The 18,012-nt window shown below is 37.8% G+C and carries 19 protein-coding genes; 2 read left to right on the forward strand and 17 right to left on the reverse strand.

What is annotated here, in order from left to right:
* Positions 1 to 142: 142 nt before the first annotated feature.
* From AN957_RS17990 to AN957_RS18010, 5 genes are all read right to left on the reverse strand, one after another.
* On the reverse strand, positions 143 to 1,183 hold the full coding sequence (locus AN957_RS17990) for an NAD(P)H-dependent glycerol-3-phosphate dehydrogenase (protein WP_053476819.1): 1,041 nt from the start codon (positions 1,181 to 1,183) through the stop codon (positions 143 to 145).
* 206 nt (positions 1,184 to 1,389) lie between these two features.
* Positions 1,390 to 2,700 carry a ribosome biogenesis GTPase Der gene (gene der / locus AN957_RS17995; RefSeq protein WP_056685425.1) on the reverse strand — a complete coding sequence of 437 codons (1,311 nt, stop codon included), beginning with the start codon at positions 2,698 to 2,700 and terminating at the stop codon, positions 1,390 to 1,392.
* A 608-nt stretch (positions 2,701 to 3,308) separates the two neighbouring features.
* Entirely contained in the window at positions 3,309 to 3,494 is a 186-nt protein-coding gene (locus AN957_RS18000) for a capping complex subunit for YIEGIA (RefSeq protein ID WP_053476821.1), read from the reverse strand.
* Entirely contained in the window at positions 3,494 to 4,387 is an 894-nt protein-coding gene (locus AN957_RS18005; RefSeq protein WP_056685428.1) for a YIEGIA family protein, read from the reverse strand. The genes AN957_RS18000 and AN957_RS18005 overlap by 1 nt, the downstream gene beginning before the upstream one ends.
* Entirely contained in the window at positions 4,384 to 4,992 is a 609-nt protein-coding gene (locus tag AN957_RS18010; RefSeq protein WP_053476823.1) for a YphA family membrane protein, read from the reverse strand. The genes AN957_RS18005 and AN957_RS18010 overlap by 4 nt, the downstream gene beginning before the upstream one ends.
* Positions 4,993 to 5,120: 128 nt before the next feature.
* On the opposite strand from AN957_RS18010, the gene AN957_RS27015 reads away from it, so the two are divergent.
* Positions 5,121 to 5,261, forward strand: coding sequence for a YpzI family protein (locus tag AN957_RS27015; protein WP_075209177.1), 141 nt, complete (start codon positions 5,121 to 5,123; stop codon positions 5,259 to 5,261).
* 285 nt (positions 5,262 to 5,546) lie between these two features.
* Here the strand turns inward: AN957_RS27015 and fni are convergent, their stop codons facing one another.
* From fni to prsW, 9 genes are all read right to left on the reverse strand, one after another.
* The gene (gene fni / locus AN957_RS18015) at positions 5,547 to 6,596 is read right to left on the reverse strand and encodes a type 2 isopentenyl-diphosphate Delta-isomerase (RefSeq protein WP_053476824.1); all 1,050 of its coding nucleotides are present in this window, start codon (positions 6,594 to 6,596) and stop codon (positions 5,547 to 5,549) included.
* Positions 6,597 to 6,608: 12 nt separating this feature from the next.
* A complete protein-coding gene (gene rpsA, locus AN957_RS18020) occupies positions 6,609 to 7,748 on the reverse strand; it encodes a 30S ribosomal protein S1 (protein WP_053476825.1) in 1,140 nt (379 codons plus the stop codon).
* Between the two features lie 152 nt (positions 7,749 to 7,900).
* Positions 7,901 to 8,482: a lysophospholipid acyltransferase family protein gene (locus tag AN957_RS18025; RefSeq protein ID WP_056685431.1), complete on the reverse strand. Its 582-nt coding sequence runs from the start codon at positions 8,480 to 8,482 to the stop codon at positions 7,901 to 7,903.
* A 3-nt stretch (positions 8,483 to 8,485) separates the two neighbouring features.
* Positions 8,486 to 9,160 (reverse strand): (d)CMP kinase, encoded by a 675-nt coding sequence (gene cmk / locus AN957_RS18030; RefSeq protein ID WP_056685434.1) that lies wholly within the window; start codon positions 9,158 to 9,160, stop codon positions 8,486 to 8,488.
* A gap of 123 nt (positions 9,161 to 9,283) precedes the next feature.
* Positions 9,284 to 9,463 carry a YpfB family protein gene (locus tag AN957_RS28140; RefSeq protein ID WP_053476828.1) on the reverse strand — a complete coding sequence of 60 codons (180 nt, stop codon included), beginning with the start codon at positions 9,461 to 9,463 and terminating at the stop codon, positions 9,284 to 9,286.
* 70 nt (positions 9,464 to 9,533) lie between these two features.
* Entirely contained in the window at positions 9,534 to 10,190 is a 657-nt protein-coding gene (locus tag AN957_RS18040; RefSeq protein ID WP_056687226.1) for a flagellar brake protein, read from the reverse strand.
* Positions 10,191 to 10,296: 106 nt separating this feature from the next.
* A complete protein-coding gene (gene ypeB, locus AN957_RS18045) occupies positions 10,297 to 11,646 on the reverse strand; it encodes a germination protein YpeB (RefSeq protein WP_056685438.1) in 1,350 nt (449 codons plus the stop codon).
* A 14-nt stretch (positions 11,647 to 11,660) separates the two neighbouring features.
* A complete protein-coding gene (gene sleB, locus AN957_RS18050) occupies positions 11,661 to 12,518 on the reverse strand; it encodes a spore cortex-lytic enzyme (protein WP_053476830.1) in 858 nt (285 codons plus the stop codon).
* A gap of 132 nt (positions 12,519 to 12,650) precedes the next feature.
* Entirely contained in the window at positions 12,651 to 13,322 is a 672-nt protein-coding gene (gene prsW / locus AN957_RS18055; protein ID WP_053476831.1) for a glutamic-type intramembrane protease PrsW, read from the reverse strand.
* A gap of 200 nt (positions 13,323 to 13,522) precedes the next feature.
* Between prsW and AN957_RS18060 the strand changes: the two genes are divergently transcribed.
* Positions 13,523 to 14,500: an asparaginase gene (locus AN957_RS18060; protein ID WP_056685441.1), complete on the forward strand. Its 978-nt coding sequence runs from the start codon at positions 13,523 to 13,525 to the stop codon at positions 14,498 to 14,500.
* A 52-nt stretch (positions 14,501 to 14,552) separates the two neighbouring features.
* Here AN957_RS18060 and AN957_RS18065 read toward each other — a convergent pair whose 3' ends face one another.
* The 3 genes from AN957_RS18065 to AN957_RS18075 form a co-directional block, all read right to left on the reverse strand.
* Entirely contained in the window at positions 14,553 to 15,518 is a 966-nt protein-coding gene (locus AN957_RS18065) for a YpdA family putative bacillithiol disulfide reductase (RefSeq protein WP_056685444.1), read from the reverse strand.
* A gap of 225 nt (positions 15,519 to 15,743) precedes the next feature.
* Positions 15,744 to 17,018 (reverse strand): Glu/Leu/Phe/Val family dehydrogenase, encoded by a 1,275-nt coding sequence (locus tag AN957_RS18070; protein ID WP_053476834.1) that lies wholly within the window; start codon positions 17,016 to 17,018, stop codon positions 15,744 to 15,746.
* Between the two features lie 378 nt (positions 17,019 to 17,396).
* Positions 17,397 to 17,969 carry a genetic competence negative regulator gene (locus tag AN957_RS18075; RefSeq protein ID WP_053476835.1) on the reverse strand — a complete coding sequence of 191 codons (573 nt, stop codon included), beginning with the start codon at positions 17,967 to 17,969 and terminating at the stop codon, positions 17,397 to 17,399.
* Positions 17,970 to 18,012 lie beyond the last annotated feature (43 nt).

The following is an 18,012-nucleotide window of genomic DNA, read 5'->3' on the forward strand; positions in this document are numbered from 1 at the left end:
TCTTTAACTTAGCCTGTGACTAAATAACCCTAATACCCTGTTCAATTCACCAGTTTGCTTCGTTGCATTGTATGCAAATAGTTTCTCTCGCGTATCCTCGAATGCCTATATTTCAAATATTTATTTGCATCGATACTCATTTTTATATATCGAGAACGTTTGTGAGGTCCTCCATTTCATCTTTTTTTCCACGAGCCATCAAGCGGTCAACTGCATCTTTTGCATTTATATTATTAAATAAGACGTCATAAAGAGCATCTGCTATCGGCATGTTGACTTCATATTTCTCTGCGAGCTGCTTAGCAGCCTTTGTCGTTCTTACCCCTTCAACGACCATTCCCATATTGTCCAAAACCTCTTGAAGATTTTGGCCTTTCCCAAGCAAATGACCCGCTCTCCAATTTCGGGAATGGACACTCGTGCATGTCACAATTAAGTCGCCTATTCCTGTTAACCCAGAAAAGGTTAACGGGCTTGCACCCATTTTCATTCCTAAGCGGGCAATTTCAGCTAAACCACGTGTAATCAATGCAGCCTTGGCATTATCTCCATAACCTAAGCCATCCGTAATTCCTGCAGCCAGAGCAATAATATTTTTAAGTGCTCCGCCAATTTCAACACCAACAATATCCGGATTTGTATATACCCGGAAATTATTATTAATAAATAAATCTTGAACTTGATCCGCAGCTGCCATATTTTTAGAGGAGACAGTGACTGTTGTCGGATGCCTTAAGCTAACCTCTTCCGCATGACTTGGTCCTGAAAGCACAACTACGCTTGCTAAAAGGCTTGCTGGCATTTCTTCTTCAATCATTTCAGATATGCGCAGCAGCGTATCTGGTTCAATCCCTTTACTTACGTGGACAACAGTCAAAGGTTCTTTTCTAATGGCGCGAATTTTGCCGATCACTTCCCTAATCGCTTTCGTAGGGACCGCAAGAATAATTGTATTTACTCCAAATAAGGCTTCCTCTAATGATGCAAAGCCGGTAATTCCATCTGGCAGCAGGATATCTGGCAAATATTTTTTATTAATATGGTGTTCATTTATTTCTTTAATTTGTTCAGGGTTATGTCCCCAGAGCTTTACTTCATGATTATTATCAGCTAACACCATTGCTAAAGCAGTTCCCCAACTGCCAGCTCCGATGACAGCAATGCTTTCCCTTTTCCGCTCCATAAGATCACTACCTTTAAATGATATTGTCTATCTTGCATGGCTAGGGGCTTAATGCCCCTGGGCAAGCCGCTTCGCTTTTCTTTGTCCAGCTGCAGCGGCTAGGGGCTCGAGGTCATAAGCCATTCCGTCACGAAGGTTAAAATACAACCTTCATGCCGGCTTTTCTTATGCTTGTCGCCCCTGGGCAAGCCGCTTCGCTTTTCTAGTTATTTTCTCTCTCTAGCGTATATCTTAATCGGGGTTCCTTCAAAGCCGAAAGCATCTCTAATTCTATTTTCTAAGAAACGCTCATATGAGAAATGCAGAAGCTCTGGATCATTTACAAACACAACAAAAGCAGGCGGCTTTACAGCGACTTGTGTTGCATAATATATTCTTAGACGCTTTCCTTTATCTGTCGGAGTTGGATTCATAGCCACCGCATCCATAATGACATCATTTAACACACTAGTCTCTACACGCAGTGCATGATTTTCACTTGCTTTATTTATCATTGGAATCAAGGTATGAATTCGTTTTTTTGTTTTTGCAGATAAGAAAACAATTGGAGCATAGTCAAGAAATAAGAAATGTTCGCGAATTTTTTGTTCAAATTCTTTCATCGTCTTTTCGTCTTTTTCAACAGCATCCCACTTATTCACAACGATAACGACCGCTCTTCCCGCTTCATGCGCATATCCAGCGATACGTTTATCCTGTTCAATAATGCCTTCCTCACCATCAATAACAACCAGAACGACATCAGAACGTTCAATCGCTCTTAATGCCCGAAGAACACTATACTTTTCAGTTGTCTCATAAACTTTTCCCTTTTTACGCATACCCGCTGTATCAATGATGACATATTTATCCCCATTAAACTTCAGCTCGGAATCAATCGCATCTCTAGTCGTGCCCGCAATATTGCTCACAATCACTCGATCTTCACCAAGAATTGCATTAACAAGAGAGGATTTCCCAACATTCGGACGCCCAATTAAAGAAAACTTAATCACATCATCCTCGTAATCCTTTTGACCCGATTTCGGGAAGTGCTTGGCTGCTTCATCAAGTAAATCACCAAGTCCTAACCCATGTGAACCCGAAATAGGGAATGGTTCCCCGAATCCTAATGCGTAGAAGTCGTAAATTTGGTCCTTCATTTCCGGATTATCGATTTTATTTACACCGAGTACTACAGGCTTCTTTGCTTTATAAAGGATTTTTGCTACCTCTTCATCTGCAGATGTTACACCTTCTCTTCCGTTTGTAAGAAAAATAATCACATCCGCTTCATCAATAGCAATTTCTGCCTGCTGGCGAATTTGCTCTAAGAAAGGCTCGTCCCCTATATCGATTCCACCTGTATCAATAATATTAAATTCATGTGTTAGCCATTCCCCTGAACTGTATATACGATCCCTTGTAACACCAGGAATATCTTCAACAATTGAAATTCGAGAACCTACAATTCTGTTAAAAATCGTTGATTTTCCAACGTTTGGACGTCCGACAATCGCCACTACTGGTTTTGCCATGAACATCACCCCTTTACCTTTATTTCTTTCAAACATTACTTAAACATTCGAATGTATCCTAACCTGCAGCCTAAGAACGTACAAAAGTAATTCTTTATAAAATAAACCCTTCTTAAATAGAAGGGCCTAACTTCATTATATTATCAAAGCAGTACCATACTATCAAGAACAAATGCGCAAGCGCCTTAATCACCCCTGACAAGCACAAGACAAGCCTTCCGGAAAGGTGTCCTTTACCTTTCTGGGAGGATTGATTGAAATGTGGAGGCGACTGTCCAGGGACGACTGCATAATTCAAGACCTGTAAGAAGGTGTATTTTGCCTTCTGAAAGGGATTGGCTAAAGACACGAGTTCCTAGGAGCCGCAACTAGACAAGCTTGTGACCTCGAGGTCGACAAAATCGCGACGTCCTCCTAAAAGCTTCACTTTTAGTCGTGCGATGCATCGCTGACGAAGCTTTCCTTGTCCTGTCGCATTGTCGACATTAGTACGTCCTGTACGTCAGGGGTAGGCGCTCCTCCTATAAGCTACCGCTTATACTCGTTTGATGCCTATGCTGCCGAAGTGGTCCTTGTGGAGCTGAATGCAGAAAAACTTGGCAGAGTGGTTAATGTTTCACTATTACATATAATTCTTCATTTAATGCGTGTGCGATTCCGTCAAGAATAGCTTCAAGATTTGCGGCGATCGATTCCATTTCTTCTTTGTTTTCGCAAGAGAATACCGTTGCACCGCTAGGCACCTTCGAAGGATTTGTCGTAATAACTGCGAGTATATATTTTTCCAGCACCATCACGATTGACTCCTTTCTTCGGAAGTATTTCTTTCTGTAGGCATACGAATCGCGTTTTCAAGGGTCGGTACAGCCCCTATGATCTTTAAAGCCTTATCGATATTTTTCTCTTGCGGCAAGACAAATACTCCTACTCTCCCATCATTTAAATCTCGTTTGGCGAGCGGCACAAGTGCAGGTGTACCTGAATCCCGATAAACACCCAATGCAGTTGACACATCATGGAGAATCGCTTGTCTCTGCCCTAAATTGGCAATGGTTGAGCGAGCATTAAAATTCTTTGGTCTAAGAATAAACCCCATTCCATATCTTAAAACTTCTTCTTGTCTTTGCGGAAGTCCGATATTCATTATATAAATGTTATCAACATATAAACCTGCACCATCAAAGCGTGGTTTAACATATTCAACATCTACAATATCACCTATTTTGCCCCCCGACATAAGGACTCTTGAGATTATTAAGGCAATCACTGCAAAGATGAGTCCAACCCAAATATTGAATAGCAAATAACCAAGAACGCTGACAAGAGAAGTAAAGATGACCAAATAATTTCTGCTTTCAAAAGCAATAGCTATTCCTTCGATATACGTCTTTCCTCTAGGAACCATTTCGTAGCTATCTAACTCAGTTAATGTATTTCTTTCCATATTCCGTACCTCTCGAAATTGGGAAGCAGCTAACGTTAGAAAAGTAATCGCTGTAAATTCTTCATTCAGGATAGATGGGATGGCCACTGATCCAAGACCAGCCGCTATAAAACCAAGTGCCGTATGAATAATTTTCCCATGAAGATAGGTGGGATACTGGCGATAGTCAGTCCTTAGCATGTATATTCTTGTTAAAGTGCCAATTGTGATCCCGAATATAATCGGTAATGTATATTCATTCATGATAGTTTTTGTTTCTCCCTTTCCAGTTGATTAAAATGTCTTTCATAGAATGACGCTAATGACTCCATTCCACTCCACAAAACAATGAGTATCGTTGAAAGTGAAAGAACATCTAAGAATGTCAGTGAACCAATTACATAGGGAAATGAATATTTACTTAAAATAAGTGCATACAAAAACTCACCTTGGATTGCCCCAAGTACAACGATATACATTCGATGGATTTTTTTTCCATTTAATACAAAAGACAAGAGCATGAGTATGACAGCAAGCATCCAATTACGAGGAAAAATAAGCCATACCGGATCAAATAGGGCAAATAAATGGAAACAAACATATGCCAGCATAATAATAAAAGAACAAATTAATAAATACATCCTCTTTTTCCAATCTAAACGTGCAGCAAAAGAATATAATGGACAGCATAGTAATAGACCAGCAATCGATAACTCAAAATTGAAAAGCACAACCGTGTATGGAGAGACAATTATTAATAGTAAAAGAAACAATGATAGCATGAGCCTTGAACGACCATTCTTATTCATAAAAAAGGTTGCTATAATCCAAAAAAACCATGATACCCAATAAAAGGTTAATCCTTCCAAAATACTCACCTCCTACTATTCCCATTATGGCTGTCTACTATGTACTTTAATCTTTATCAAAAGAAATAAATAAATTTACGATTAAATTCGCCATACTCGTTCCATGTTAAAGAGAGGGAGGTGTATTTATGGGTAAGGATCGTCAGGAAAGAAAATTAAAACAAAGTAAAAAGGTGGAATCAGATCGTGACCAAGCCCTTCATTATCCTGGAGCTACGAAAATGCAAAGCCCTGAAGAAGCTAGAGATTTGAATAATAATAAACTATAAGAACAAATGCGGAAGCGCCTTCGGAACAATCTTAAACCCGATTGTTCCTGCGGAGATTATTCTAAGAAGCTTTCCTTAGTGCTCACCCCGGCAAGCATAAGACGCGCATCACGGAAAGGCGTAATTTACCTTTCTGGGAGGCTTGGCTTAGCCCCAAGAGGGGGTAGGTGCTGGAGCTGAACGTAGCCAAACTATTCACAAAGTGGTACACAACAGATGATTTTAAATTTTCATTTGCAACAAAAAAAGTTCTCGCAAATGCGAGAACCTTTTTTTGTTAATTTTTTATCTTTGGCTGTATTGCTTTGTATCAATATTTCTTTCATTTAACCAATGATGAGTTTTACCGGAAATAATAATTGGGACTAGTTGAAGCTCTTTTATTGTCCTAACACCAAGTGCGGTCATCATCATCGTAATTTCTCCATGAATGAGATGAAGCTCTTCTATTAGAGCATCCACTCCCTCTTTCATCAGGATTTTCAAGAAATAGCCTGCCACACCGACAGCATCTGCTCCAAGAGCAATAGCTTTTGCTATATCCAAGCTATTTTGTACCCCTCCAGAGCCCAACACTGATAATTCTTTACCCGCAGCTTTAGCTTCTGCAATAGATACAGTGGTTGAAATTCCCCAATCATTAAAAAAGGAAAATGCATTTTCCCGACGATTATTTTCAATCTTAGCAAAATTAGTTCCGCCATACCCACCCACATCTACCGCAGACACACCGATTGAAAGGAGCCTTGATACCGCTTCTTTATTCATACCAAACCCAACTTCTTTTACAATAATTGGGACATTTAAACTTTTCACAATATCTTCAATCCGTGTAAGCGCAGAGCAAAAATTCCGATCTCCTTCAGGCATCGTCAACTCTTGGACAACATTTAAGTGAATTTGCAGCGCATTTGCTTCAATCATATCAACCGCTGTTTTTGCCTGGTCAATTGTTGCCTCACTTCCTAAATTTCCAATCACGATTCCATCCGGATATGTTGTTCGTATTACCCGGTAAGACTCCGATTCTGCCGGGTCCTTTAGTGCAGACATTTGTGATCCGACAGAAATTGCCATCCCCAGTTCTTTAGCAGCAAAAGCAAGGTCTCGATTGATTTCTAACGTACGGGTTCCACCGCCACCAGTCATCGCATTGATAAAAATTGGCGAACTTACGGAAAGTTCGCCAATTTTCGTGTCCAGCTTTACCTGCTCTAAAGAAGTATTTGGCAAGCTTTGATGGATAAAGGTAATATCCTCAAAACCAGCATTTCTTTCCTGCCCAGTTGCTAGAGCAAGCCGTATATGATCCCATTTTCTTTTTGATCTAGACACCATTTATCACCATTATTTTTTTAAATTCTTTAATTGATCCCCAATCATTTCACCGAGCTGGAATCCTTTTGATTCTTCTGGAAGCTCATAGTCAATTACATATTCCTGTTCTCTTTCTTGCAGTTCTTTAATACTTAATGATAATCGCTGATCCTTTTCATTTACATCCAGAACTTTCACTTGAACTTCCTGACCCTCTTTTAATACTTCATGTGGAGTTCCAATATGCTTATGAGAAATTTGTGAGATATGAACTAGACCTTCTACCCCTGGGAATAATTCGACAAACGCACCGTAGGAAACTAATCTTTTTACGACACCGCTAAGTGAACTTCCTTTTGGTGCTTTCTCTGCAATATTGCTCCAAGGTCCAGGCAATGTTTCTTTAATCGATAAAGAAATTCGCTCATTGTCACGGTCAACACTTAACACTTTCACTTGAACCTTTTGTCCTTCTTCAACTACTTCTGATGGTTTATCAACATGTTCATATGAAAGCTGTGAAATATGAACAAGTCCGTCAATTCCGCCAATGTTAACAAACGCGCCAAAATCAGTAATTCTTTGTACGGTCCCCTCAATAATCTGACCAGGTTTCAACGAATCAAGTATTTGATGCTTTTGCTTTCCTTTTTCCTCTTCTACTACTGCACGATGAGAAAGGATTAAGCGGTTCTTATCTTTTTCTAACTCTGCAATCTTAAATGTCATCGTTTTTCCTTTATACTCAGAAAAATCTTCAACAAAAAATGCTTCAACAAGTGATGCCGGTACAAATCCGCGCACACCTAAATCAACAACAAGTCCACCTTTAACAACATCTTTAATTTCTGCTTCAAAAATCTCGCCATTATTAAATTTCTCTTCAAGCTCCTGCCAAGATTTTTCCGCATCTACTTTACGCTTTGATAAGATTAGTGCTTCTTCTTCCACCTTTAATACTTCAAGGTCTAGCTGATCCCCAACTGCAACTACATCACTAGCTTTTTCAACATGAAGACTTGATAGTTCACTAATTGGAATAATTCCATCTAATTTGCTGTCACTAATATCAACGATGACTTGCTTCTCTTCCACTTTCGTAACAAGGCCAGAAACCTTATCGCCAACTTCGAAATTTCTCACATCAACTTGATTCATCTCTTCTGACATATGTATTCCTCCTAATTTAAAATGCGAAAAGTGCTTTAGTTAGATGATGCTAAGATTAAATAGCAACCAAACTGTTATACACCTATTCTATTTTAAAAAAATGCCTTTTATTTAACTTCTTACAAACGACTTCTTTTGTCAAGCAAGAAGGTCTAGCGATGTTCGTCAATCAGTTTGCGAATTTCACCCATAATTATTTCTGTTGTCTCTTCAGCAGAAGCTTTTCTTTCACGTAAATTTTCCATGTCTATCGGTTTTCCGTAAACTACCTTTAATTTTTTAAAAGCCTTGTAAGGACCAATAATTGCACAAGGAACAATAGCTGCATCTGTTCGCAGGGCAAAAAAACCAGCACCTGCTAGCCCTTTTTTTAATTCGCCAGTTTGGCTTCGTGTACCTTCTGGAAACAGTCCTAGAACATGGCCATCCTTTAAAATAGAAAGTCCTTTTCTTAATGCCTCTCGGTCACTCATTCCCCTTTTAACTGGAAATGCATTTAAATGCGGGACGAGCTTCCCGAGAATCGGAACACTAAATAGTTCTTCCTTTGCCATAAAATGAACAGGCCTTGGGGCATTGATGCCAACCACAGGAGGATCAAAATTGTGAATATGGTTTGAACAGAGGAGCACACCGCCTTCTTTAGGAAAATGCTCTCTCCCAATTACTTCAAATCGATAGATAGGTTTTAATACTCCATATACGACCGATTTTGCAAAAGAGTAAAACGTCACGATTCATCCGATCCTTTCATTAGCCAGGTTCATAATTTTTTCTACAACCTGTTCAATCGATAAGGCAGTTGTATCAATTTCAACAGCGCAGTCTGCTTTTTTTAACGGGGCCACTTCGCGTTCAGAATCCAACTTATCTCTTAAAGAAATCTCTTCCTTTAATTTCTCCAAATTAGACGAAAACCCTTTTTGAATATTTTCATTATGTCTGCGAATTGCCCTTTCCTCCACAGAAGCTAAAAGGAAGGTTTTCACTTCTGCATTAGGCAGCACATGCGTTCCGATATCTCTTCCATCCATAACAACACCGCCATTTACTGCAAAGCTTTGCTGTCTTCTTACCATTTCTTCTCTAACCAGTTTATGTTTAGCTACAATGGACACAGAATTGGTTACCTCAGATGTTCTGATTTCGCTTGTTACATCCTTTCCATCTAAGTAAATCAATTGACCTTGATTTCCAGGCTGCAGCTCAATAACTGTTTCATTTAATATTTTCATTAGATCGTGTTCATCTTCTAAGTTACTATTGTTTAAGATTGCTTTATACGTTAATGCCCTGTACATAGCACCTGTATCAATATAAATATAAGAAAGTTTTTCTGCTACGATTTTTGCAACTGTACTTTTCCCAGCAGCTGCTGGCCCATCAATTGCAATTGAAATTTTATTCGTCATAATGCCTCCTAAAATAACCTTAATGCTCTATTTTAGATTATATTTTAACATATGATGATACAAAATGAGCTTTTTTAATCTTTACTTAAAAATAAAAAGTAAGCAGACAATTTGTCTGCTTACTTATTTCCCTTTAAATGTTTCTAGCAATTCCATGAAATTATTATCTGTCACACCTTCATACTGGCTGATCTGATTTAATTCGGGAAAAGCATTCAATTTGTGAAAAAATATTTGCGTAATAATTAGGAATAAACATTGTATTATGGCAATTTTCACTAGGATTCTTTCAAATGTCTTCATCACAATCGCTCCGCTCTTTTTTACTTTACGATTAGTATGCGATCATTTTGAAAAAATTATTCCATCATTTTTATTCTAACCCTTTTTTCTTATACGCGAGCTGTCTATCAAAACAAAAACGAAGAAGCATTTGACGGTCACTAGGCGAAGTATCTACAAATTGGACAGAAGCGACAGGCTTTGAATCCTTTTTCTCGAGCACCCTAACTATTTTGCTCTTTAACTTTAAATAATGAATTTCTCCATTTTGCATTGGCAATACAAACAAGTTATGTATCATCATATTTGGTTTAATCACTGATGAATTTTGGCAGATAATCGCTGCTCCGCCAGCACTAATATCCTCTGTTATAGATATCATTGGAGAAAATTCCATATGTATAGGATGCATCGCAACATCGACAGCTGTTTCTACTCTGACAAATTGTCTTCGCTGAATTCTAACTAATTGTTCTTCACCAGGATAGGAAAGAACAATCATTGGAATCTTCTGTTTCACCCTTCTAAGGACTTCCGTTTCAAATAAATACACAGAACCATCCTCAGAAACAAACGTCCCTTTTAATTGAGTGCCATCCATCAAAAATACTGTTTTATTGGTATCCATATTAATCGGGTAATCGATATATATTTTGCTCTCTGACTTTTCAACAATCTTACATTTATATTTTTCAACTTTTTCAGAATGACTAGGTTCTAACAGTAAAACATCACCAATATTTATCATACAGACCACACTTTCTTGTTCAAAAGGATCATCTAGATACTTAATTATGACATGGATAAACAGTTTTGTCATTCATATTAAAAGGAAAAGCCTTGCGGCTTTTCCTTTAAACAACATCATCAAATATTTGTTCTGCATTTTTTAATTTCTCTACTCGTTCTTCATTGCCATCGTCTGCGTTAATAAATACTCGATACGTATCATCCCCTAATGTGCCAAGGAATTCGTAGCAAAGAACTTCTTGATTTATATCATTTATAATAATCGCCATTCCCTCTTCCATGACCTTTACTTGGGGATTAATTTTTGAACGTGCATCTTCTCTAGTTATTACAGGTTTAGGAATATCTCGAACATGATGGGCTCTCAAATAATCCTCTGCTGAAAACCCTAATAATTTTCCATTGTCCAGCGCTATTTTTATCTTTATAGAATCCGGATAAATTCTGATATCATTTTCGTTCGTTACAAATGTAAATACACCTACATTATCATACTGTGCACTTTCAAATAAATCCAAGCTTTCGAACCCATTATCTTTCAAAAATTGTATTGCTTTTATACTAGCATCATTCAGACTGATTGCTTGTTTTTTCACATCTCTTGCAAGGATGAACCAGATTGGATAGCCGCCTTTTTTTGTGATATCCATGTTTGCTTCATTCTTTGTTTTGTTGTCTTGAACGGTTACACTGAAGAAGCCATATTTCGATCCATCTCCATTTTCTGTTACCTTTATATTTACATTATTACCGAAGGCAGCATACTTTTTCGCAATATTCTCAGCTTCTTTTTTTGTAATTTCTTTGCCTTCAAGGTATTTGAAATTTTCGTCCTTTTTTTGCATATTTACAAATGCTGGACCAAAATCTGTCTCTCCATAGCCATCAACTGTTTTTTCAACTGTTTTAAACCCGTCAATAATTGTATTATCTGCTGGCTGAGAATCCGTCGCTAATGCCATTTCCACGTCCATCCAGCGAAGATTATTTTTTAACACCATATGCTGTACCTTTCGTAAATCTTGCTGGATTTCTCCAGCCTGTGAATACAATTTCTTCAATGATTGGTATTCCTTCTCAGATAGCGGCTCCTTATCTAAATCCCTTACTGCAGTCTTATAGCTGAAATCTCCAATGCTAGCAAGAAATTCTTCCGTCTTATTAAATGGCAGCAAGGTTAATGGCAGCTGTCCAACATTGGAATGTGCCTCAGATGTAAGTTTCCAAACATCAGCCAATGCTGGCGATAAGGAATTCCGAGAATTCATTGCTAAAGTTGTCCCAATTTTGTCGTGTAAAACATCTATTTGATAGGTTAAATCATGAAAGGCTCGTTGATAATTATTTTCTGCATTGATCAGGATAGCATTCTTTTCACGATGCTCCTGATACCCCCAAAAAGCAGTTCCTGCCACACCTAACGCAAGTACACCAATTAATATTCCTCTAAGCAATATTCTTCACCTCTCTATTTACAAAAAATATGTTTGCCGATCTGTTTTATTTGCGGGCGAGACCAAATCCAGCCGCTTGTAGCTGTATCAGGATTAAAATAATAAAGGGCATTTCCAGTTGGATCCCATCCATTTAAAGCATCCATAACTGCTTTCTTAGCTGTTTCATTCGGTGTTAGCCATATTTGCCCATCCGCTACAGCTGTAAAGGCACGCGGTTCAAAAATAACGCCTGAAACCGTATTTGGGAAGGATGCGCTATCTACACGATTTAATATGACAGCAGCAACAGCTACCTGACCTGTATATGGTTCTCCCCTCGCTTCCCCATAAACGGCATTAGCCATTAATTGGATATCATTTTGAGAAAATCCATTAGGGATGTTAGTTGCTGTTGGTTTCTGCTCGGCTTTTTGGCCGCCGCCATTGTTATTTGCAGGTGCCTTTGGCTTCTCTGCAGATTGCCCAGCAGGCTTTTTCTGCTTTTCTAAATCCACTCCCCCATAATGAGTAAATTTGCTTCCTTTATTTATTTGTTCTTTCACAAATGCCTTATCATACTTTGACGCATCTACAAGCTTTTTCTTCGTTTTTCCCCCTGCCATTCCATCAATATCCAACCCGAATTCATATTGAAAATTCCTTAAAGCCCAATATGTCCCCCATCCAAACACCCCATCAATCTTTCCGTTATAAAATCCAAGATATTGCAGCCTTGATTGAAGTTCAATTACATCATCCCCTACAGCACCTTGCTGAATGACTTGATTTGTAAAGGCTGTTACCTTCCTATCATTTCCGCTAATTGGCACAAACAGCATGCAGAGAGAAATGATTAAAATGACTTTCGTTATAAACAAATTCTTTTTCATGGAATTGTAACCTCCAGTGGAAATCTTTATCTCATTATCTCTATATTTTGTAGTAACTAACTTTTTATGCAATGATGATAGTGATAATTGTGTAATAAAAAAAACTCTTCATTTTTCACAATGAAGAGTTTTTTAATAGTGAAGCTGATTTTCTATATGTTTGGCAGTTAATGCCCGTGCCATTTTAACCTTTCTTAAACCCAGCCACCATAGGAAAATCATAAATGGAAACATAATGAACATCCAGTTCTTTTGCGTTATTAAAATAAAATCATATGTTCCATGAAGAACAAAAGGAAAAAATAAGGATAAAAATATCCATTTGAATTTTTTGGTTGCTGTAAATTTCCCTTTTCCGATATAATAACCCATGATGACACCAAATAAGGCATGACTAGATACTGGTAAAAGCGCTCTTCCTATAGCATGGTCCACCCCGTGGGCAATTAGATAAAATATATTTTCTAAAGTAGCAAATCCTAATGAAACAGAAGCACCATACACAATTCCATCATATGGTTCATCAAACTCTACATGCTGATACACAGCATAAAATAGGATAAACCATTTAAAAAATTCTTCTAGCATACTCGCTGAGAGAAAAGCATTTATAAAACTTGAATGAATCAAGTTTTCCGTTTCAAGTACATACTGAATAAACGCGATTGGAAAAACAAGCAGCGCGCCGAAAAAAAAGGTTTTGAACACCATTGAAATGGGCTCAGAGCTATATTGGTCCTTCAAATAAAAGTAGCTTAATAATGCTAATCCTGGAGCAATCCCCGCAGATAATATTCCAAGCATGAGCTGCCCTCATTTCAATTTTAGTTTTCTTTAATCGTAACATGATATGTAAAGATTGAAAATGATTTTTCAAAATTTGGAATCGAAATGCGAAAAGTGCCATGCATAGCAATGTATGTATTGGAGGAGCCTTAAGTACAACTAGCCGCTGGGCACAGGAGCAAGACAGTCATTTAAATTCAACCTCGGAGGAATGTAAGATGCAGAAGAAAAAGATACTAGTTATCCATACAGGCGGAACAATTTCTATGAGCGAAGATGCCTCAACTGGAGCTGTGAAACCAACCGAAAATAACCCACTGACACAAAAAACAAATGAATTATTAACTTTAGCAGACATTGTCATCGAGGAACCATTTCATCTTCCTTCTCCACACATAACTCCTGTTGAAATGTACGAGCTAAAAAAAATAATTGATAAATATATTGCTTTGAATGAAATTTCAGGTGTAGTCATTACACATGGAACAGATACACTAGAAGAAACTGCCTATTTTCTTCACTTAACCATTGAAACATCCATGCCAATTGTTGTAACAGGCGCCATGCGTTCAAGCAATGAAATTGGTGCAGATGGTCTTTACAATTTAATTTCATCTATTCGCGTTGCCTCTTGTGAAGAGGCAAAGAACAAAGGAGTTCTTGTTGTTCTTAATGATGAGATTCATACCGCAGAAAATGTAACTAAAACCCATACAAGTAATGTTTCCACTTTCCAAAGCCCACAATATGGACCTATCGGAATTGTCACGAAGAGAGGGGTATTTTTCCACCATCTACCGACTGTAAATGAATATTATCAAATTTCCGGAATATCAAAGAAGGTCGCATTAATTAAAGCTCATGCTGGAATGGATTCTACTCTTTTATGGGCGATAAGAGATTTGGAATATCATGGTGTAGTTATCGAAGCTCTGGGACAGGGCAATTTACCGCCTGCTACTGTTGATGGGATTAAAGCACTGATTGAAAAAAATATCCCGATCGTTATCGTTTCCCGCTGTTTTAACGGGATTGCTCAGGATGTTTATGGATATGAAGGCGGCGGAAAACATTTAAAAGATTTTGGGGTTATCTTTTCTAATGGGTTGAATGGACAAAAAGCAAGACTAAAACTCCTAATTGGACTAGAGAGCTCACAAAACATAATGGATATAGAGAAAATATTCCAAGTTTAATCGTTTGAACGAAAAGAAATCGGCCATCCAGCTGATTTCTTTTCGCTTACATTTATTGCTTATTTTTAATCGCTTGTGCAATAAGTCCTCCATGGAAACGTCCATTTTCAATAAAAATTTCATTCGCATTGTTTCCTGCAGCTATCACTCCGGCGATATAAATGCCTTCTATATTTGTTTCCATCGTTTCACCATTAAATAAGGGTCTGCCTGATTTATGGTCTATCTGAACACCCATCGCTTCTAAAAAACGATGATCAGGGTGATAGCCTGTCATTGCAAATACAAAATCATTCTTAACCTCGAAATCTCGCCCTTCTTTTGTATAGATGACTTTATCATCAAGAATTTCTTTCACATGTGATTGAAACGCCATTCGGATCACCCCATTTCGAACGAGTGAATCAAACTCTGGCAATATCCAAGGTTTAATGCTTGGAGAGTATTCTTTTCCCCGGTAAATGACTGTTACCCTTGCCCCAGCCTTAACCAATTCTAACGCGGCATCTACACTGGAATTCTTTCCTCCTACAACAACAACATCTTTATCAAAATATGGGTGGGCTTCTTTAAAATAATGGAACACCTTTGATAAATCTTCACCTGGAATATTCATAAAGTTCGGATTGTCATAATATCCTGTTGCAATAATCACATGACTTGCTGCATATTGATTCTTGTTTGTCATGATTAGAAAATCATTTCCATCCTGCTTTACTACTTTGGTAACCTTTTCATATGCATTCACCTTAATATTTTTTCTTTTAACCACTTCACGATAATAGGTTAAAGCCTCATTTCTTCGAGGCTTATATTCAACCGTTATAAAAGGAATGCTCCCTATTTCTAACTTTTCACTTGTACTAAAAAAAGTTTGATGTGTTGGATAATGGCAGATCGCATTCACAATATTACCCTTTTCAATAATTAAAGGATTTAGCCCAATCTCCTGCAGTGCAATGGCTGCAGCAAGCCCACATGGACCTCCCCCAACGATAATGGCATCTTCTTTATACATTTTTTTACTCCTTTAATTGTTATACTTCATTACAAAACCGTGTTTTCGTAAATAGTTTTGCTGCTAATTAAATATAGCGGTAGATGTTGACTTACGCTTCAGTCAACTTTGTATTTTTTCAACAGTCGTCCTTCATATGACAAAACAATACTTTTTAGATAAGAGTCTTCAAAAAATCCCCTATCCATTAGGATAGGGGATTTTTCAAAAATATTCAAATACACTTTATACCCAACCGCGGAATCTTGATGCTTCAGCCATTTTTCTAACACCAACCATATAGGCAGCTAAACGCATATCTACTTTGCGGGATTCAGCAGTTTCATAAATATTTTCAAAAGATTTGACTAAAATCTTTTCCAATTTTTCTTCAACTTCTTCTTCAGACCAGTAGTACCCTTGATTATTTTGAACCCATTCAAAATAGGATACTGTTACTCCACCTGCAGAAGCTAATACATCTGGAACTAACAAGATGCCTCGCTCAGTCAAAATTTGTGTTGCCTCTAAAGTAGTTGGCCCATTTGCAGCCTCAACAACAATCTTAGCTTTTATGTTATGAGCATTTTCATCTGTAATTTGATTTTCAATTGCTGCTGGAACTAATATATCACACTCTAATTCCAAAAGCTCTTTATTAGTAATTGTATCATTAAATAAATTCGTTACGGTTCCGAAGCTATCGCGACGGTCAAGTAAATAATCGATATCCAAACCGTTTGGATCATGTAATGCACCATAAGCATCTGAAATACCAATTACTTTTGCTCCGGCATCATGTAAGAATTTAGACAAGAAACTTCCTGCATTCCCAAATCCTTGCACAACCACTCTTGCACCTTTTAAATCAAACCCTCTTCTTTTAGCTGCTTCATTAATGCAGATTGTTACCCCTTTTGCCGTTGCAGATTCACGGCCATGAGATCCACCTAGAACTAAAGGTTTCCCAGTAATAAACCCTGGTGAGTTAAACTCATCCATTCTGCTATATTCATCCATCATCCATGCCATGATTTGTGAGTTAGTAAAGACATCTGGTGCAGGGATATCTTTCGTCGGGCCAACGATTTGGCTAATTGCACGAACATACCCGCGGCTTAGCGCTTCTAATTCACGGAAGGACATGTTTCTTGGATCACATACAATTCCGCCTTTTCCTCCGCCATAGGGAAGGTCCACAATTCCACATTTTAAACTCATCCAAATAGAAAGTGCTTTCACTTCTTTCTCTGTTACACCTGGATGGAAACGAATACCACCTTTAGTTGGGCCAACTGCATCATTATGCTGCGCCCGGTAGCCAGTAAAGACTTTCACAGTTCCATCATCCATCCGGACTGGAATTTTCACTGTCATCATCCGAAGTGGCTCTTTTAAAAGCTCAAACACTTCATCTGAATATCCTAGCTTCTCCAATGCCTTGTGAATGACAGTTTGAGTTGACTTTAATACGTCAAGTTTGTCTTCTTTATTCGTTTCAGTACCATTATTGGCTACCATTAGTAAACCTCCTAGAAATCTCTTTCATTTGTTGTCCGCTTTCATGACATAGTATACACCTTTGTTTAATTTATGCAAGATGAAAAAAGGTTTTTTTTGCATTTTTCGATAATTTTATGTAAACGCTCTCAAATACGAAAACCACAAGCGCCTTGATCATCGCCTTACAAACTGGAGAGAACAACTGCAGCGATAAAGGAAACACGTTGAGCGTGAGCAAACCGAGGTTGACTTATCGGAGGAAGGAGACCTGAAGTTTGATAGACGATAGACTGCTTGTGCTAGACAGCTGCCAAATTCTAAAATGTTATACTTATTCTTTTAAGAATTTAAAAACAGGGATATATGTTTAAGAGGAGAGTGCTATCTCTCCCCTTTTCAATGAAAATACTTGATAATTGTTTCAATGGCATGATCCTTGATAACTTCTTTTCCATATTCCTGCAATGTATGAATACTTACTAATGATGGATTTCCATATTCAGCAAGGATCGCAATAAGCTTGTTTAATTCATTCGGGTCGTTTAGCCCGAGGTGAATATAATATTTATTATGAAGAGCATATAGTGAACCAAAATTCATCGGAATCGTGCATAACCTTTTCGTTAGCTGGATTACATATTCAAATTCCTCAAATTCAAAAAGAATATCCTTGCCCTCTATAATTAATTGCATCTCGATAAAGCCGTCTTCAAAGCTATCTTCCTGCTCTTCTTCCATCGTAACGATCATAATCATTCCTTGTGCCTGCATAGAAAATATCTCAACTGCAACAGACCCTTGAAATTCCACACCAAACTCATCACTTGCTTCCTCAAGCATTTCATGGAATAGCTGATGCCATTTCATGGAATCTTTCCATATATCTTCTTTCGTCAAACCTCTTTCTGATAAATCATCTAACGTTAGAAAAATTTTGATTTTATTATAATTCAATCGTTCTAAGCGCATGTAAATGCCCCCTGCCGTGAACCAACTCTTTTGTTTAGTATAT

Origin of the sequence: Cytobacillus solani, assembly GCF_001420595.1 — a bacterium.
GTDB classification, from domain to species: domain Bacteria; phylum Bacillota; class Bacilli; order Bacillales; family Cytobacillaceae; genus Cytobacillus; species Cytobacillus solani.

What these genes read in the sequence shown, in the direction of transcription:
- AN957_RS27015 (WP_075209177.1), top strand. Translation starts at nt 5,121, where the DNA reads ATGGGTAAGGATCGTCAGGAAAGAAAATTAAAACAAAGTAAAAAGGTG.
- AN957_RS18060 (WP_056685441.1), top strand. Translation starts at nt 13,523, where the DNA reads ATGCAGAAGAAAAAGATACTAGTTATCCATACAGGCGGAACAATTTCT.
- AN957_RS18005 (WP_056685428.1), bottom strand. Translation starts at nt 4,387, where the DNA reads ATGAATGAATATACATTACCGATTATATTCGGGATCACAATTGGCACT.
- rpsA (WP_053476825.1), bottom strand. Translation starts at nt 7,748, where the DNA reads ATGTCAGAAGAGATGAATCAAGTTGATGTGAGAAATTTCGAAGTTGGC.
- AN957_RS17990 (WP_053476819.1), bottom strand. Translation starts at nt 1,183, where the DNA reads ATGGAGCGGAAAAGGGAAAGCATTGCTGTCATCGGAGCTGGCAGTTGG.
- cmk (WP_056685434.1), bottom strand. Translation starts at nt 9,160, where the DNA reads ATGACGAATAAAATTTCAATTGCAATTGATGGGCCAGCAGCTGCTGGG.
- AN957_RS18070 (WP_053476834.1), bottom strand. Translation starts at nt 17,018, where the DNA reads ATGGTAGCCAATAATGGTACTGAAACGAATAAAGAAGACAAACTTGAC.
- der (WP_056685425.1), bottom strand. Translation starts at nt 2,700, where the DNA reads ATGGCAAAACCAGTAGTGGCGATTGTCGGACGTCCAAACGTTGGAAAA.
- AN957_RS18040 (WP_056687226.1), bottom strand. Translation starts at nt 10,190, where the DNA reads ATGATAAATATTGGTGATGTTTTACTGTTAGAACCTAGTCATTCTGAA.
- AN957_RS28140 (WP_053476828.1), bottom strand. Translation starts at nt 9,463, where the DNA reads ATGAAGACATTTGAAAGAATCCTAGTGAAAATTGCCATAATACAATGT.
- sleB (WP_053476830.1), bottom strand. Translation starts at nt 12,518, where the DNA reads ATGAAAAAGAATTTGTTTATAACGAAAGTCATTTTAATCATTTCTCTC.
- AN957_RS18000 (WP_053476821.1), bottom strand. Translation starts at nt 3,494, where the DNA reads ATGGTGCTGGAAAAATATATACTCGCAGTTATTACGACAAATCCTTCG.
- AN957_RS18075 (WP_053476835.1), bottom strand. Translation starts at nt 17,969, where the DNA reads ATGCGCTTAGAACGATTGAATTATAATAAAATCAAAATTTTTCTAACG.
- AN957_RS18065 (WP_056685444.1), bottom strand. Translation starts at nt 15,518, where the DNA reads ATGTATAAAGAAGATGCCATTATCGTTGGGGGAGGTCCATGTGGGCTT.
- prsW (WP_053476831.1), bottom strand. Translation starts at nt 13,322, where the DNA reads ATGCTTGGAATATTATCTGCGGGGATTGCTCCAGGATTAGCATTATTA.